Annotated in this window: 14 protein-coding genes and 1 tRNA gene; 7 read left to right on the top strand and 8 right to left on the bottom strand. The window is 40.7% G+C overall.

Features of this window, described 5'->3' with window-relative positions; translation table 11 throughout:
• Positions 1 to 101: 101 nt before the first annotated feature.
• Positions 102 to 920 (top strand): bifunctional DNA-formamidopyrimidine glycosylase/DNA-(apurinic or apyrimidinic site) lyase, encoded by an 819-nt coding sequence (gene mutM, locus Arg41_RS00955; RefSeq protein WP_092342650.1) that lies wholly within the window; start codon positions 102 to 104, stop codon positions 918 to 920.
• A gap of 47 nt (positions 921 to 967) precedes the next feature.
• Here mutM and Arg41_RS00950 read toward each other — a convergent pair whose 3' ends face one another.
• Positions 968 to 1,225, bottom strand: a complete 258-nt coding sequence (locus Arg41_RS00950) for a YfhL family 4Fe-4S dicluster ferredoxin (RefSeq protein WP_092342648.1) — start codon at positions 1,223 to 1,225, stop codon at positions 968 to 970.
• Position 1,226: 1 nt separating this feature from the next.
• Positions 1,227 to 1,664, bottom strand: coding sequence for a pantetheine-phosphate adenylyltransferase (gene coaD, locus Arg41_RS00945; protein ID WP_242641362.1), 438 nt, complete (start codon positions 1,662 to 1,664; stop codon positions 1,227 to 1,229).
• Between the two features lie 153 nt (positions 1,665 to 1,817).
• On the opposite strand from coaD, the gene Arg41_RS00940 reads away from it, so the two are divergent.
• The 6 genes from Arg41_RS00940 (at position 1,818) to Arg41_RS00915 (ending at position 8,162) form a co-directional block, all read left to right on the top strand.
• Entirely contained in the window at positions 1,818 to 2,657 is an 840-nt protein-coding gene (locus Arg41_RS00940) for a thymidylate synthase (RefSeq protein ID WP_092342646.1), read from the top strand.
• A gap of 25 nt (positions 2,658 to 2,682) precedes the next feature.
• Positions 2,683 to 4,299: a hypothetical protein gene (locus tag Arg41_RS00935; RefSeq protein ID WP_092342644.1), complete on the top strand. Its 1,617-nt coding sequence runs from the start codon at positions 2,683 to 2,685 to the stop codon at positions 4,297 to 4,299.
• 110 nt (positions 4,300 to 4,409) lie between these two features.
• Complete coding sequence (gene pmbA, locus Arg41_RS00930) at positions 4,410 to 5,765, top strand: metalloprotease PmbA (RefSeq protein ID WP_092342642.1); 1,356 nt, start codon at positions 4,410 to 4,412, stop codon at positions 5,763 to 5,765.
• A gap of 19 nt (positions 5,766 to 5,784) precedes the next feature.
• Positions 5,785 to 7,062: a serine hydroxymethyltransferase gene (gene glyA, locus Arg41_RS00925; protein WP_092486478.1), complete on the top strand. Its 1,278-nt coding sequence runs from the start codon at positions 5,785 to 5,787 to the stop codon at positions 7,060 to 7,062.
• A 2-nt stretch (positions 7,063 to 7,064) separates the two neighbouring features.
• Entirely contained in the window at positions 7,065 to 7,538 is a 474-nt protein-coding gene (gene nrdR, locus Arg41_RS00920; RefSeq protein WP_092342638.1) for a transcriptional regulator NrdR, read from the top strand.
• Between the two features lie 75 nt (positions 7,539 to 7,613).
• Entirely contained in the window at positions 7,614 to 8,162 is a 549-nt protein-coding gene (locus Arg41_RS00915) for a disulfide bond formation protein B (protein ID WP_092486475.1), read from the top strand.
• Here Arg41_RS00915 and ribD read toward each other — a convergent pair.
• The 6 genes from ribD to Arg41_RS00885 form a co-directional block, all read right to left on the bottom strand.
• Positions 8,074 to 9,231 carry a bifunctional diaminohydroxyphosphoribosylaminopyrimidine deaminase/5-amino-6-(5-phosphoribosylamino)uracil reductase RibD gene (ribD, locus tag Arg41_RS00910; RefSeq protein ID WP_092342634.1) on the bottom strand — a complete coding sequence of 386 codons (1,158 nt, stop codon included), beginning with the start codon at positions 9,229 to 9,231 and terminating at the stop codon, positions 8,074 to 8,076. The two genes, Arg41_RS00915 and ribD, sit on opposite strands and share 89 nt — an antisense overlap.
• Positions 9,218 to 9,841: a thiol:disulfide interchange protein DsbA/DsbL gene (locus tag Arg41_RS00905; RefSeq protein WP_092490415.1), complete on the bottom strand. Its 624-nt coding sequence runs from the start codon at positions 9,839 to 9,841 to the stop codon at positions 9,218 to 9,220. Before Arg41_RS00905 ends, ribD begins: the two co-directional genes overlap by 14 nt.
• Positions 9,842 to 9,942: 101 nt before the next feature.
• Complete coding sequence (locus Arg41_RS00900; RefSeq protein ID WP_139057347.1) at positions 9,943 to 10,680, bottom strand: SPOR domain-containing protein; 738 nt, start codon at positions 10,678 to 10,680, stop codon at positions 9,943 to 9,945.
• Between the two features lie 5 nt (positions 10,681 to 10,685).
• The gene (gene argS, locus Arg41_RS00895) at positions 10,686 to 12,359 is read right to left on the bottom strand and encodes an arginine--tRNA ligase (RefSeq protein ID WP_092342628.1); all 1,674 of its coding nucleotides are present in this window, start codon (positions 12,357 to 12,359) and stop codon (positions 10,686 to 10,688) included.
• A 54-nt stretch (positions 12,360 to 12,413) separates the two neighbouring features.
• Entirely contained in the window at positions 12,414 to 13,808 is a 1,395-nt protein-coding gene (gene gltX, locus Arg41_RS00890; RefSeq protein WP_092342626.1) for a glutamate--tRNA ligase, read from the bottom strand.
• A gap of 39 nt (positions 13,809 to 13,847) precedes the next feature.
• A tRNA-Arg gene (locus tag Arg41_RS00885) sits at positions 13,848 to 13,923 on the bottom strand.
• Positions 13,924 to 13,928 lie beyond the last annotated feature (5 nt).

Raw genomic sequence — 13,928 nt, 5'->3', positions numbered from 1 at the left:
AGCATACGTTGATAGTATAATCTTGACCCTTAACATTCTATATCATTGAATGTTCCAAGGGTAGAATTTTTACATCGTGTGGATATGATTGGGTGATTAGTATGCCGGAGCTTCCAGAAGTTGAGGTTGTGTGTAATGAGTTGAGGAAAGGTTTCATAGGTGCTCGTCTTAGTCGAGTTGATGTGCGTCAGGCGTCTCTTCGTTACCCAGTTACCGATGGTATTTCTCAATTATGCAAAGGTTCACGTGTTAGTTACATTACTAGACGTGCTAAGTATTTGATACTAGGATTATCCAATCGAGGGTGCATTTTAATTCACTTAGGAATGTCTGGATGTTTGCGAGTGACTTCATCCAAAATTCCACCTGGTAAACATGATCTTATCGATATTGTTTTGCAAAATGATTTGGTTTTGCGTTTTCATGATCCTCGTCGGTTCGGGTGTTTTTTGTATGCTGCTAAACCAGATGATTTTTTATGTTTGCACAACTTGGGATGCGAACCTTTGTCGAGAAAGTTTTGTGCCAAGTATTTTCGTCAGGTACTTATTGGCAGACGTTCTAGCATAAAAGCTTGTCTGATGAATTCCGCAATTGTAGTTGGTATAGGCAACATATACGCAAATGAGAGTTTATTTGATGCTAGAATTCATCCTCTTCGTCAAGCAGACTCTCTGACTCATAGCGAATTATTACGTTTGGTTAAATCAATTAAATCTGTTTTGAGACTTGCTATTGCAAGAGGAGGGACTACTTTACGTGATTTTTTAAGTGTGTCTGGGGAGAAGGGGAAATTTCAAAATAGCTTGCGTGTTTATGGCAGAACAGGAATGCTTTGCTCGTCTTGCTCATTACAAGAAATAGAGGTCATTCGTACTAACCAGAGAAGTACCTTTTTTTGCCCAGGTTGCCAAAAGTAGTTTTTAAATTTAAATAGTAGTTCCGGTTGTTCCGGTTTTTTTTGAATTTAGGGAGTTGTTTTTGAATTTAGGGAGTTGTATTTCTTTAATAATTGTTCTTGTGTTTCGTTGTGATTAGGATGAACGGTTATACAAGCAACCGGGCAAACTTGTACGCACTGAGGTTCTGAGAAATGACCAACGCATTCGGTGCAACGATTTACATCTATTTCATAAATCAATGGTCCTTCATATATTGCTTGGTTTGGACATTCTGGCTCGCATACATCGCAGTTGATGCATTCGTCTGTTATCCACAAAGACATACTACTTTCCTTTCCTGATGTTCATCTTCTGTTTTAATTTATCTGCTACGTATGGGTCCACAAACTGCGCAATGTCACCACCCATGGCGGAAATTTCTCTGACTGCAGTTGAAGATGTGAACTGATTACCCTCTGAAGGAATGAGAAATAAAGTTTCATGACTGCCGTGCAACAGTTTGTTTATGTGGGTCATTTGGGACTCGTACTCGAAGTCGGAAGTTATTCGCAATCCTCGCAAGGCCACGTTAAATCCAGATTGTTTCATGAAGTCTACTAATAGGCCGTCGAATTCTACTACGTCAACGTTGGGGTATTTTCCCGCTACCTTTCTGACCATATCTACTCTCTCATGAATGGTGAAGAGGTTTTTTTTCGCGGTTGACTGTGTTGCAACCGCGATTGTAATATGGGCGAACAGTTGTAATCCCCTTTTAACCATGTCCTCGTGTCCGCACGTAAAGGGATCGAAAGTTCCAGGGTAAACAGCACGGTTTCTAGGTGTCGTTCCGCTTCCGTTGGGGTTGATATCCAATGCCTTTCCTTCTTCCTAAAAGATTGCGTTCGTGGGTTCTATAATATACGGGAATTTTGTATGGAGCAGTATTTGGAGTTATTGAAAAAAGTTATGACTCATGGTGAGGAACGTTTTGATCGTACTGGTATTGGCACGGTCAGTCTTTTTGGTCAGACTCTCTTTTTTGATTTTTCCGATGGGTTTCCCTTGATTACAACAAAGAAGATCCACTTGGTTAGTGTGGTGTCAGAGTTGCTTTGGTTTTTGTCAGGAGGCACTAATGTGCGGGATCTCCATCAACATGGGGTTACGATTTGGGATGAATGGGCAGATGTGGATGGATCATTGGGTCCAATTTATGGTTTTCAGTGGCGATCTTGGCCTAACCGTGATAGTAACGGATCGATAGATCAATTGTCTCAGGCTATTGATAAGATCAATAATGCTCCCCATTCTCGTCGTATTGTGGTTAGCGCTTATAACGTTGCTTATTTGCCAGATGAAGGTCTTTCTCCTCAACAGAATGTTGCTATGGGTATGATGGCTTTACCGCCGTGTCACGTATTTTTTCAGTTTTATGTCCGTCAATCCAAGTTCCTAGATTGCCTATTTTTTATGAGGAGTGTTGATTGTTTTTTGGGGCTCCCTTTTAATATTTGTTCCTACGCGTTGCTGACATCAATGGTGGCCCAACAGACCGATTTAACTCCGGGAATGCTTATTGTCAATATGGGGGATACTCATATATACAGTAATCATTTTGATCAAGTTAGAGAACAGTTATCGCGCAATCCATATCCGCGACCTACATTGGTGATTAGGCGTAAACCAGGTTGCTTATTTGAATATGAAAAGGAAGATTTTAGTTTTGTTGATTATCAGTTTCATCCAGCGATAAAAGCCCCTATCGCCGTATAACGAATCTACCTTATTGTTATTTTTCGTGAGAGAATCATCGGTTGTTTTTGCTCTTGCAGGTGTTTCCGATGCCAACCAACTGAAAAGATGCTTGCATAATATGATAAAAAAAGAAAAATCATTGAAAGTTCCTGAAGGTGATGGTGGGTTATTTGGTTGCAGTGGCGTTAGCTTCTCTATGCAGGGTGTTAATTTTTCCTCCCTCCTTTTGGATTTAAAAAAAGCCAGAAAAGAGCTGCGTCAAGCACTATCTGATGGTGGAAAGCTTGGTGTGCGTATCAAGCGTATATTTTCTTCTTCTGTTGCTTGCAGTGTTGTTAGATTATGCATGATATCTCTGAATTCTACCTTGGATGGTGATCGCAAAGAATTTTGGATGGAGGGGCGTGCTTATTTTGATGACATTGATGAGGCCGTGTCCGACTGTATCGATTCTATTCCTGATGATGCTCCTAGGTTGAATTTGAGATTGTGCAGAGAATATATTTCTATCATGAGGATGAAGTTTTTGTGGTATGCAGCTGATTATCGTTCAGTGTCGAGTGAATGGTGGGTGCACTGCGTAAAAGTTTTTAGATTGGTTTTTGATACCGTTTCCAAGATTGATTCGGCTCGTACTTCGAAGGCTACAGGGCCATTTTTGAGTGCTTTTATTCGTACGATTACTTGTGAAATTTGTTCCCTCCAATCCCTTAGTCCAGCTGAAATGTTAATTGTTGATGCTGTACTTGATAGAATTTCTGACTATATCAATTTGGTATCATTTCCTACAGATTCTTGTCGTTTTTATTTTAATTTGAGTGATCCAGGTAAAGGTGTTCGTCTGATCAGTGAAAAAGACGCGGAAGAACAAGGAGAAATACTTTACTTGTGGCTTGATGATATCTCTGGGAATATTGACAGGGTATTTTGTGATGATGTTTTTTCCGAGATTTTAGATGTTCAAAAGAATAGATTGAAGAGACTGCTTAAGATTCAATGGGAAGGTGCTGGGCACAGTCGTCGTTTGCACGAGCGTCATTTGGCTGGTTTTAGCGCTTTTGGGATATTCGGCTACGACAATATTTTAAAAATAATCAAATCTAATCCTAAAGATTATCTATCTGAGGTTGACCCCGAGTTATGCTGGAATATAGAAGATATGAGCATCAATGGTTTTGGTGTGATTATTCCCAAAGCTGATGATAACCCTATCGTTATTCACACTGTTTTTGCTTTGGCTTTGCCTGAAGCTATGTCCTGGCGTGTTTGCTTGGTTAGGAGATTTAGACGCAAAGAGGACGGACGTGGGTTTATTGGTATAGAGGTACTTTCCTCTCAACCTGTTGTTGCTTTCTTTGAAGGAAGCAAAGGAAAAGATCCTGTAGTTAAGAGAAATATACTTTCGCTTCCTGACTATGATTCCCTTAAAGGTAAGGATAATTCTGAACATAATGCATTTTTGGTTCCAACTAGTATTATTAGTGAGTCGTTTGATCAGTGTATGGTGTCGGTTATGAGCAGTGACTTTAATCAAGTTTTTTCTAATCCTAAAGTTGATGATGTTTTTTCTGAAACTACGTTGGTTCGATGTTTTGTTCCTGCAGAGGAGGATATTTCTGCCTTTTCGTCTGCTATTGATGGGTGGTTTGTTGATGGTTGAGATATTTTTGCCGATTGAAAAAAAAGGAATCTCTACTTATATTTACTGCGCAAATCTTTTGAAGTTGTTATGATTCTCTCCTGCGGTTAGTGTACAAATGCGGGAGTGGTATGTCTAAAAAACAATTAGAAGGTGAGTTTTTTCTCAGTCAGCAGTGTTTGTCTGGTTTGTCGTCTCAAGTTTTGGATTTATGTAAGGCTGAAGGTGCTACACAGGCTTCAGTTGATGCATCTGAGTCCTACGGATTATCTGTTACCGTTCGTCAAGGTGATAGCGAGACTGTTGAATTTAACCGTGATAAATCTTGTTCGGTAAATGTATATGTCGGGCAAAGAAGGGGATCAGCTGCGACTTCTGATTTTTCTCCGACTTCTATTGATCAAATGGTTAAAAAGGCTGTATCTATTGCTCGGTTTACTGAGAGCGATACTGCTGCTGGGTTGCCAGAAGAGGATGAATTGTTTTCTGGGGAGATTCCTGATCTGTCACTGTTTCATCCATGGGATCTAACACCTGTTGCTGCTATGGAGTTAGCTTGTTCTTGTGAGGAGGCGGGTTTAGGTTATAGCTCGGAAATTCGACAATCCGAGGGAGTAACTGTTTCAACCGTGCAAAATCATTTTATATCTGCTAATTCCAGCGGGTTTCAGGGTGGATATTCGGCGTCACGTCATTTACTGTCGTGTTCTTTTTTGGCAGGTGTAGCTGAGGGAAAGCAGAGGGATGGGTGGTTTTCTTCGCAACGAGATTGGATCGACCTTGCTGATCCTGTTGAAGTGGGAGTTTATGCTGCCAAAAGAACTTTGTCCCGTTTGGGTGCTAGGCAAGTTAGTACCCAGCAAGTTCCGGTTATATTTGAAGCTCCTGTTGCTATAAGTTTGCTTGGACATTTGGCTGTTGCTGCATCGGGTCACCAACTCTACCGAAAGATGTCGTTTTTGAATGATTCTTGTGGTCAGCAAGTGTTTCCTGATTTTATTCAACTGGAGGAAGATCCGTTTATTGCTAAGGGATTGGCTAGTTCACCATTCGATGATGATGGTGTCGTAACTAAGTCTCGGCTGGTTGTTGATCGCGGCATTTTGACGGGGTATTTCTTGTCTGTTTACTCTGCTCGTAAAATGGGGCTTAAGACCACCGGAAATGCTGGGGGAACTCATAATTTGTGTTTGTTGGATACAGGACAATCATTGGAGGAGTTAATTAACTTGATGGGACGAGGGTTATTGATTACGGAGCTGATAGGTTTTGGGGTTAATTATTTAACTGGCGATTATTCTCGTGGTGCCTCAGGATATTGGGTAGAAAATGGTGCTATACAATTTCCAGTGGAAGAGGTTACTATTGCCGCTAATTTGAGAGATATGTTCCGACATATAGTTGCTGTGGGCACAGATCAGGTAGTGCGTGGATCTAAGAGGTGTGGGTCCGTATTGATTGATAGAATGACTGTGGCTGGATCTTAGATTTATTTGGAGTTAAGTTATGTCTTTTGCTTTCCCCTCCCCATGTTATGATGACGAAGTTTGGGTTTCCATTCGTAAGGAAGTTTTGCGCCAGCATCAACATCTAGAATTGATTGCATCAGAGAACTACACTTACCCTGAAGTTATGGTTGCTCAGGGATCACAGTTGACTAACAAGTATGCTGAAGGTTATCCGGGTAAGCGCTATTATGGTGGGTGTGAGTTTGTTGATGAAGTAGAGTCTTGTGCTATTGAGAGATTGAAGGAGTTGTTTGGATGTTCGTACGCTAATGTACAACCTCACTCTGGTTCACAGGCTAATCAGGCTGTTTTTTTATCCGTCCTAAATCCAGGCGATTGTGTGTTGGGTATGGCTCTGTCTGATGGAGGGCATTTGACTCATGGGTCATCAGTTAATGTGTCTGGCAGGTATTTTAATGCTGTGTCCTACGGACTTGATTCGAAGACTGAGCTTATTGATTACGATCAAGTAGAATTTTTGGCTAAGAAACATAAGGCAAAACTGATTATTGCAGGAGCTTCGTCCTATTCTAGGGTTATTGATTGGGTGCGTTTTCGTGATATTGCAGATAAAGTTGGTGCGTATCTTATGGCTGATATTGCTCATTTTGCCGGTTTGATAGCAGCTAAATTATATCCGTCACCAATTGGTATTGCTGATTTTATTACGTCGACTACTCATAAAACTCTTCGTGGTCCTCGTGGCGGTGTAATTTTGGCATCATCTGATCATGAAAAGTTACTAAATTCTAGTATTTTTCCAGGATTACAGGGCGGTCCATTGCTCCATGTAATTGCCGGAAAAGCAATTGCTTTTAAAAAGGCATTGACGAAAGAATTTGCTTCTTATCAAAAACAAGTAATTGACAATGCGAAAATTTTAGCCGAAGAACTTATGATTAGGGGGTTTCGTGTTGTTTCTGGAGGCACTGACTCACATATGCTTCTGATTGATTTGCGCGAATCTACAGATCTTAGTGGTAAGGAAGTAGAGAAAATTTTGGGGCATTGTTATATAACTGTTAATAAGAATACTGTGCCAAATGAGACTAGGAGTCCTTGGCAGACGTCTGGTGTTAGATTCGGTACACCGGCTTTGACTACGCGTGGTTTTGGTATTGAAGAAATGCGTCTGGTGGCTGGATTTATTGCAGACGCTATTAATTCTTCTGGGGATGAATTAGTTACAAAGAGTGTTCGTGGGAACGTGATAGAACTTTGTGATCGCTTTCCTGTGTACGACAATACATGGGTTGGGTATCTATCCGGGATGTAGGTATGCATTGTCCATTTTGCAATGGAGAATATACGCAAGTTTCTGATTCTCGAGTTGTAGCTGGGGGGACGGTAGTTCGGCGTAGGCGCAGGTGTTCTTTGTGTGGAAAGAGATTTACTACGCATGAGCGATTGAGTAAAAAGTTTCCGCAAATTGTAAAGAGAAGCGGTGTACGAGAAGAATATGACCGCAAGAAACTAGAGTCAAGTATGATGATTGCTCTTCGAAAAAGGTCAATTTCTGCCATACAGCTTGATGAAGCAATTATGGATATAGAATCCAGCCTTGTTCATACAGGAGAGCGGGAGGTTTCGTCTCGGTTTGTTGGGGAGCAGGTTATGCGGGTTTTGTTTCATCTAGATAGGGTTGCGTGGGTTCGGTTTGCATCTGTTTACCATAATTTTGATAACGTGCATGATTTTCAAGATTCTGTGGCTAAGTTAGGAATGACAGATAGTTATTTTTGTGGAGAGTGACTTTATATACCGCTGTTAATTTATTCATGCAATATCTAAATATTTATTTTATTAATTAATTTTTTGGAGATAAATATGTATTACTGCACGCGCTCTTGTAGACCGCGAGCCTTGTTATTTTTGAGCGGATTATTTTCTTTGGTAGGGTTATTGTACGCGTACTTCATGCAGGAGAAGTTTTTTTTGATGCCATGCCCATTGTGCGTAGTTCAACGTTACTTTGCCTTTCTAGTGTTGTTTTTTAGTGTTTTTTCATGTACTTCCTGTAGCCGTGCTCATTTTGTGGCCTTATTTATGGGTTTTTTGTCTGCACTTTGCGGTTTGTGTGCTGGTATTTATCAGGTGTACTTGCAGGTTTTTCCTTCTGCTGTATCTCGGTGTGGGCTGGAGTTTTCGAACTTTATAAATAAAATTTTTTTTGCGAAATGGTTTCCGAAAATGTTTTCTTCTGCTGGTGATTGTGCCGTCGTTCAGTGGCGCTTTCTTGACGTCGTAACGATTCCAGAGTTGTCTGTTGTTTTCTTTTTTTCTTTAGCTATGTTGTTAGGTTTTGGTATTTTTCGTGCCATTTGTGCAATGCGTTGTTCGGATGGTGGTAAATCAGGCGGATGTCATTCTTCATAACTTTGGTATTGATCAGGTCAAGTTGCTGGGCTTCGTGTAGTTTTTCTAACGATAGATGTAGCATCGGTTGTGCTTGGTGTCCGAGTATCTTCCCGCCTACGTAGCATATAAGCTCGTCATACTCTTCTTGGTGAAGGCTGGTGCTTACTTTGGTACCAGCTTCGACTATGACTTCGTTCATTTCTTCTTTTTCTCCTAGATAACTTAGCAGGAATGTCATGTCTACAAGACCGTTCTTTTTTGGACACAGCACTGTAGAGATATTATTCTCATGAAGATCATTTTCCTTAGCCTTGTTGGTCGAGGAGTGGGCTATTATTATTTTTCTATTAGGTACCCCTAAACAGTTGGAAGACAGAGGTATTCTGAGCTTAGAGTCAAGAATTATAAGTGTTGGTTGGCGAGTTGTTTCTTTATAACGTACGTTCATTGATGGGTTATCTGCTAGTATCGTCCCTATTCCCGTTATTACTCCGCAACTTCTAGCTCGCCAATGATGTACATCCTGTCTGCACTCTTCGTTGGTTATCCACTTGCTCTCTCCTGAGGATAGTGCCGTTCTTCCATCCAATGAAAAAGCCATTTTTATCCTGATCCATGGCTTACTGCACATCATTCGTTTAAAAAAACCGCAATTGATCATTAAAGCTTCGTTAGCCATTAATCCAGTATGAACGACAATGTTGTTAGCACGAAGCTTTTCTCGCCCTTTACCACTTACCAAGGGGTTTGGGTCAAGGGAGGAGATTACAACCCTCTTTAGGCGATTTTCTACTATGCTATCTACACAGGGAAGGGTAAGTCCATGATGACAACAAGGCTCAAGGGTTACATAAGCCGTAGCATCAATTAAATCCTCTTTTTTTATCTGATTGAAGCAGTTAATCTCAGCGTGATTATCACCTGCACGTTGATGCCATCCCACAGACAGAACTTTGTTTTCTTTGACCAGCACGCACCCAACGCGAGGATTAGGTGTTGTCGTATACATGCCATTCTCAGAGGCTGATAATGCTAATTGCATGTACTTTCGGTCAGCTTCTGAGAACGTATCATTATCTTTTTTCATTTCTAGCAATGTCAATAGTTTTGCTAACAGCAGGTAATAATTCTTTTTCAGATCCTATTGTTTCCACGGATACACGATAACGACCGTTTATTACAAAAGCAGGAACCCCTTCAATGCCGTAATTTTTAACCAAATCCTCACTTCTCTTAACTCTAACCGTTACCGCAAAAGAATTTGAAATTTTCTGATATTTTTCCCAGCTGATTCCGTTCTCTATCAAAAATTTCTTTAAAACGTCAGGATCATATAGGTTGATGTGAGATAAATGTTGAGCATCAAATATTTTTTTGTGTAATTTTGATAGCTGTCCTAGATCCTGAAGAGTATAGTACAGCGTTGCCATTTTTCTCCAATAGATGTTTGCAACAGCTGGTATGATTTCTACTTTCACATCTTTAGGTAGATTGTGCACCCACTTCTCAAATTCAGGATCTATGCTGTAGCAGTGAGGGCAGCTGTACCAAAAGAATTCTTGAACAGTTATGACTCCCGGAGCGGTATGCATAGGTCTTGGTACCAAGGTGTATACATTAGCCTCAAGCGTAAGAGGTAATGATGCAATAACGATACATAAAATACCAAGTAGTTTTTTCCTAAATCCAGACAGCATTAGTATCCTCCATTTTTAGTGATCGCCGTGGGGGTCACCAGTATATCTTATTAATGTTAATCAGTGCAGGGTGGTAGTATATTGGTAAGCATTTGTATATTTTAGTCTGTTATTATTTCACCCGCTAGGCTGTGTGAGTGAAGTTGTTCTTGTGCATCTGCAGCTTGTTCCTGTGATTTGAATGGCCCAATACGTAATTGATGGATTATAGTTTGAGATTGTGGGTCTATTGCTCCGTGTATAGACGCAGAAATTCCTGCTAGTGCTAAATGAGCTCGAGCAGCATCTGCTTTTTCTATTGATCGAAAAGATTCGATCAATACGTAGAACAGGTGTTCATTGTTATTATCTAGGTGATAAAGATTACCCGCTTTTTGTCTATAAACATGTATTTCATGGTGGCCATTTTCAGTTGAAATTTGTTCTTCCTTAGCCTGATTTTTATCTTTGGTCGTGTTTTCAGTTTCTTTTTCAGGAGCGGGATGGTTTTTTTTGTTAGCGTTGCTTTCATAAAAATTGAGATGCTCAACCGGTGCCCCGATATTTGATTCGGGATCTGAGTCAGCACCTTCAGATGGGAATGCTCTTCCCCCAAGAATGTCTACCCCTTGAACAAGATTTGCCGAGCTTCTTTCGTCTACCTTTTTTTCTGTACCAACTATATGGCCAACAATTTTCGTGAGAAACGGAAGTTGGCTAAAATTTATGTATAGGGCAACTGTCAGGGCAACACCTAGCCCAACCAATATGCCGATAAAAAGCGCCACAATGGTTTTACCTCCGTGTTCAGAGGTATCGCGATGGGATTTAATTTTGGTTCTGCAGTGCCGGTGTTTCATCTCTATCACATTTGTTCAGGTGCACTAATGCCTAGCATTGTAAACCCTATTTTCAAAACCTGCTTGGTTGCTATTACCATGCGCATGCGAATTGCACGCATAATACTATCTTTCACGAGGACACGTTCCGCATTATAAAAACCATGGAATGTTGCTGCCAAATTTCTTAGGTAATTTGGCAGCAAGTGCGGTGATAACTCGTCTACGCATTTTTTTAACATATCTGGAAATTCTGCTAGCTGATTTATGAGAAGACATGCTTGCATGCTGAGTTCAGGTAGTTCTGCTCCACTGAGATTACATGTTGAAACTCCCACTTTATGAGCTTGGTTAAGGATCGAGTGAGCCCTTGCATGGGCGTACTGAACGTAGAATACAGGGTTATCTTCACTTTTCTTTAGTGCTAAATCAATATCAAACAGTAACTCAGAATCTGGTTTACGAGATACTAGAAAAAATCTAACGGCATCTTTTCCTACCCACTTTATAAGGTCTCTGAGCGTAACGTAGCTTCCAGCTCTCTTCGATATTTTCACTTCTTTGCTATCACGGAAAACTTTTACCATACTGTGCATTAAATAAGTTGGATAATCTTCGGGTATGTCGTAACCAAGACCTTGTAGTCCAGCGCGTACCCTGATCATCGTTCCATGGTGATCTGTGCCTTGAATATTTATGGCTTTTTTGAATCCTCTTTTCCATTTTTTCAAGTGGTAAGCTACGTCAGGAACAAAGTAAGTAAAAGACCCGTCAGTCTTACGCATAACTCTGTCCTTGCTGTCACCGTACTCAGTGGTTTTTAGCCACAATGCGTTTTCGTGTTCGTATGTCTTATTCTGTTCCATTAGCCTGTTTACGACTAAGTTTACTGTTCCCTCTTTGTAAAGCGAAGATTCCAGATAGAATTGATCAAATACTATGTCAAACAGGTCCAGATCCGCATTTTGTTCTTTTCTGAGGAAAGAAACCGCAAAATTGCAAATAGCCTCAATATCATCAGGGTCCGCTTTGCCTTCTACTGTGATGCCATCCACTTCTATGCACTGGCGATTCATGTAATTACTAGCAATATCAATTATGTAGTCACCTTGGTATCCATCATTGGGCCAATTAGTGTCTTCGGGAGAAAATCCCTTGATTCGTGCTTGTACAGATATAGCTAATTTATCTATTTGATTTCCGGCATCATTATAATAAAATTCGCGATGAATTTCCCAGCCTTGATTTTTCATTAAGTTGGATAGAACGTCCCCTATGGCCCCTTGTCTGCCATGGCCAACGTGGAGAGGCCCTGTAGGATTAGCGGATACAAATTCAACTATAACTTTTCCTTTTTTATCCTCAACGCATCCGTAGGAATCTTTTTTATTGTCTATGATTTCTAGAAAATCCATAAATGCAGAAGAGGACAGCTTAAAATTGATAAACCCGTTTTCAGCTACGGATACGGAAGCAATAAGGACATTGTCTACCAGGTAATTGACAATATTTTTTGCTATGGTCTTAGGTGGTTGTTTGAGTTGTTTTGCTAATTGTAAGGCAATGTTAGAACTAATATCTCCCCATGATGGATCTTTTGGGCGGTCTAATATGATATTGGACACACTACATTGAGGGTAAGCGGCAAGCAGTGCTTTGTGTAGCAGTGGCACCACCGCTAGTTTTAACGGATTCAACATGGTTACGAATCAAGAGCCCGAAAAATTAACATTCTACCACATAGATGCTTAATTCTAGAGCAAATGTTTTCTTATTCTTTGCTGAGAGATGTTTCGCCCTAAGACGTTTAATACCTGTTCAAATGATGCCGATTGAGTCGTTCCCAGGAGGCAAAGTCGTAGTGGTATAGCTACATCTGATAGCTTTAATTGGCTATCTTGAGCTATCCTTTTAATCAGCTCTTTTAGTTCTTCCCTTTGCCAAGGGATTGAATCTAGTTGTTTATCTAGGGTAAGCAGTATGTCTTGTGTTTTTTTGCTGTGGATAATGGATAAATTATCTTCCTCAAGTGGACGAGGAGAATAGTAACAAGCTATTTGTTCTGCTAAATCAACAATCGTTTGAGATCTGGATTTGTTGATTTCTACCAATGTATTTATATTTATCGAATCATTGGTATTTATATTAAATCTCGACAAGAACATACCAATGGTGTCTACGAGTTTGGGCGTTTCAGTATGGTGTAGGTAGTGCTTGTTAAGCCACATAAGTTTCTCAGGATCGAATTGTGCAGGAACTCCAGATACATGAGATAGATCGAACCATTCAATGAATTGTTCTCTGCTGAATATCTCATCATCACCGTGAGACCAGCCTAATCTTGATAGGTAGTTAATGATTGCCGCAGGGAGATAACCGTCATCACGGTATTGCAGGACTGAAGTAGCACCAAAGCGTTTGGATAGTTTTTGTCCAGTTTTTGTTCTTATGGTCGATAAATGTGCATACTGCGGTATGGGAGCACCCAGAGCGCAAAGAAGGTTAATTTGCTTAGGGGTATTGTTTATGTGATCGTCTCCTCTGATGACGTGTGTTATTTCCATATCATAGTCATCAACTACAACGCAAAAATTGTAGGTTGGTGTGCCGTCTTGTCGTACTATTACGAAATCATCAAGTTCTTCATTGCTGATAGATATGCTTCCCTTTATTATGTCGTTCCACTGAACTGAGGATGTGTCTGGATTACGGAAGCGTATAACCGGCTGGTAACCTGTTGGAACGGTTAGTCCAAGTTTTGCCCTGTTTTCTGGTCTCCAACGGCCATCGTAACGAGGTTTTTGGTTGTTTTGTCGTTGTTGATCCCGCAATGAATCTAGTTCCTCTGTAGTCATGTAGCAGTGATAGGCTTGACCATTTTCTAAAAGAGTTGCAACAACATCTTTGTAACGGTCTAGTCGCTTCATCTGATAGTAAGGGCCCTCGTCGTAGTCAATTTCCAACCATTCTAAGCTGTTTAGTATTACTTGGGTTGCTTCAGCACTAGAACGGGATGTGTCAGTATCCTCTATTCGTAGTATAAATTTTCCTTTGTGATGACGGGCAAAAGCCCAAGCATAAAGGGCGGTTCTGATGCCGCCCAAATGAAGCAACCCAGTTGGGCTGGGTGCGAATCGTGTTCTGACCATAGTGTTAACCTTGAGAAAAGTTGATATGGTTAAAGTTTTTGGCGCGCCTGGCGGGAATTGAACCCACGACCTTTGGCTTCGGAGGCCAACGCTCTATCCGCTGAGCTACAGGCGCAGTTC

The sequence above is a fragment of the Candidatus Ichthyocystis hellenicum genome (assembly GCF_001460935.1).
Lineage (GTDB): Bacteria > Pseudomonadota > Gammaproteobacteria > Burkholderiales > 2013Ark19i > Ichthyocystis > Ichthyocystis hellenicum.
This window is presented reverse-complemented; position numbering and strand designations above follow the sequence as displayed.

Excerpts from the sequence above, each read along its gene's own strand:
- mutM (WP_092342650.1), top strand. The coding sequence starts at position 102 with ATGCCGGAGCTTCCAGAAGTTGAGGTTGTGTGTAATGAGTTGAGGAAA.
- Arg41_RS00950 (WP_092342648.1), bottom strand. The coding sequence starts at position 1,225 with ATGTCTTTGTGGATAACAGACGAATGCATCAACTGCGATGTATGCGAG.
- coaD (WP_242641362.1), bottom strand. The coding sequence starts at position 1,664 with ATGGTTAAAAGGGGATTACAACTGTTCGCCCATATTACAATCGCGGTT.
- Arg41_RS00940 (WP_092342646.1), top strand. The coding sequence starts at position 1,818 with ATGGAGCAGTATTTGGAGTTATTGAAAAAAGTTATGACTCATGGTGAG.
- pmbA (WP_092342642.1), top strand. The coding sequence starts at position 4,410 with ATGTCTAAAAAACAATTAGAAGGTGAGTTTTTTCTCAGTCAGCAGTGT.
- glyA (WP_092486478.1), top strand. The coding sequence starts at position 5,785 with ATGTCTTTTGCTTTCCCCTCCCCATGTTATGATGACGAAGTTTGGGTT.
- nrdR (WP_092342638.1), top strand. The coding sequence starts at position 7,065 with ATGCATTGTCCATTTTGCAATGGAGAATATACGCAAGTTTCTGATTCT.
- Arg41_RS00915 (WP_092486475.1), top strand. The coding sequence starts at position 7,614 with ATGTATTACTGCACGCGCTCTTGTAGACCGCGAGCCTTGTTATTTTTG.
- ribD (WP_092342634.1), bottom strand. The coding sequence starts at position 9,231 with ATGAAAAAAGATAATGATACGTTCTCAGAAGCTGACCGAAAGTACATG.
- Arg41_RS00905 (WP_092490415.1), bottom strand. The coding sequence starts at position 9,841 with ATGCTGTCTGGATTTAGGAAAAAACTACTTGGTATTTTATGTATCGTT.
- Arg41_RS00900 (WP_139057347.1), bottom strand. The coding sequence starts at position 10,680 with ATGAAACACCGGCACTGCAGAACCAAAATTAAATCCCATCGCGATACC.
- argS (WP_092342628.1), bottom strand. The coding sequence starts at position 12,359 with ATGTTGAATCCGTTAAAACTAGCGGTGGTGCCACTGCTACACAAAGCA.
- gltX (WP_092342626.1), bottom strand. The coding sequence starts at position 13,808 with ATGGTCAGAACACGATTCGCACCCAGCCCAACTGGGTTGCTTCATTTG.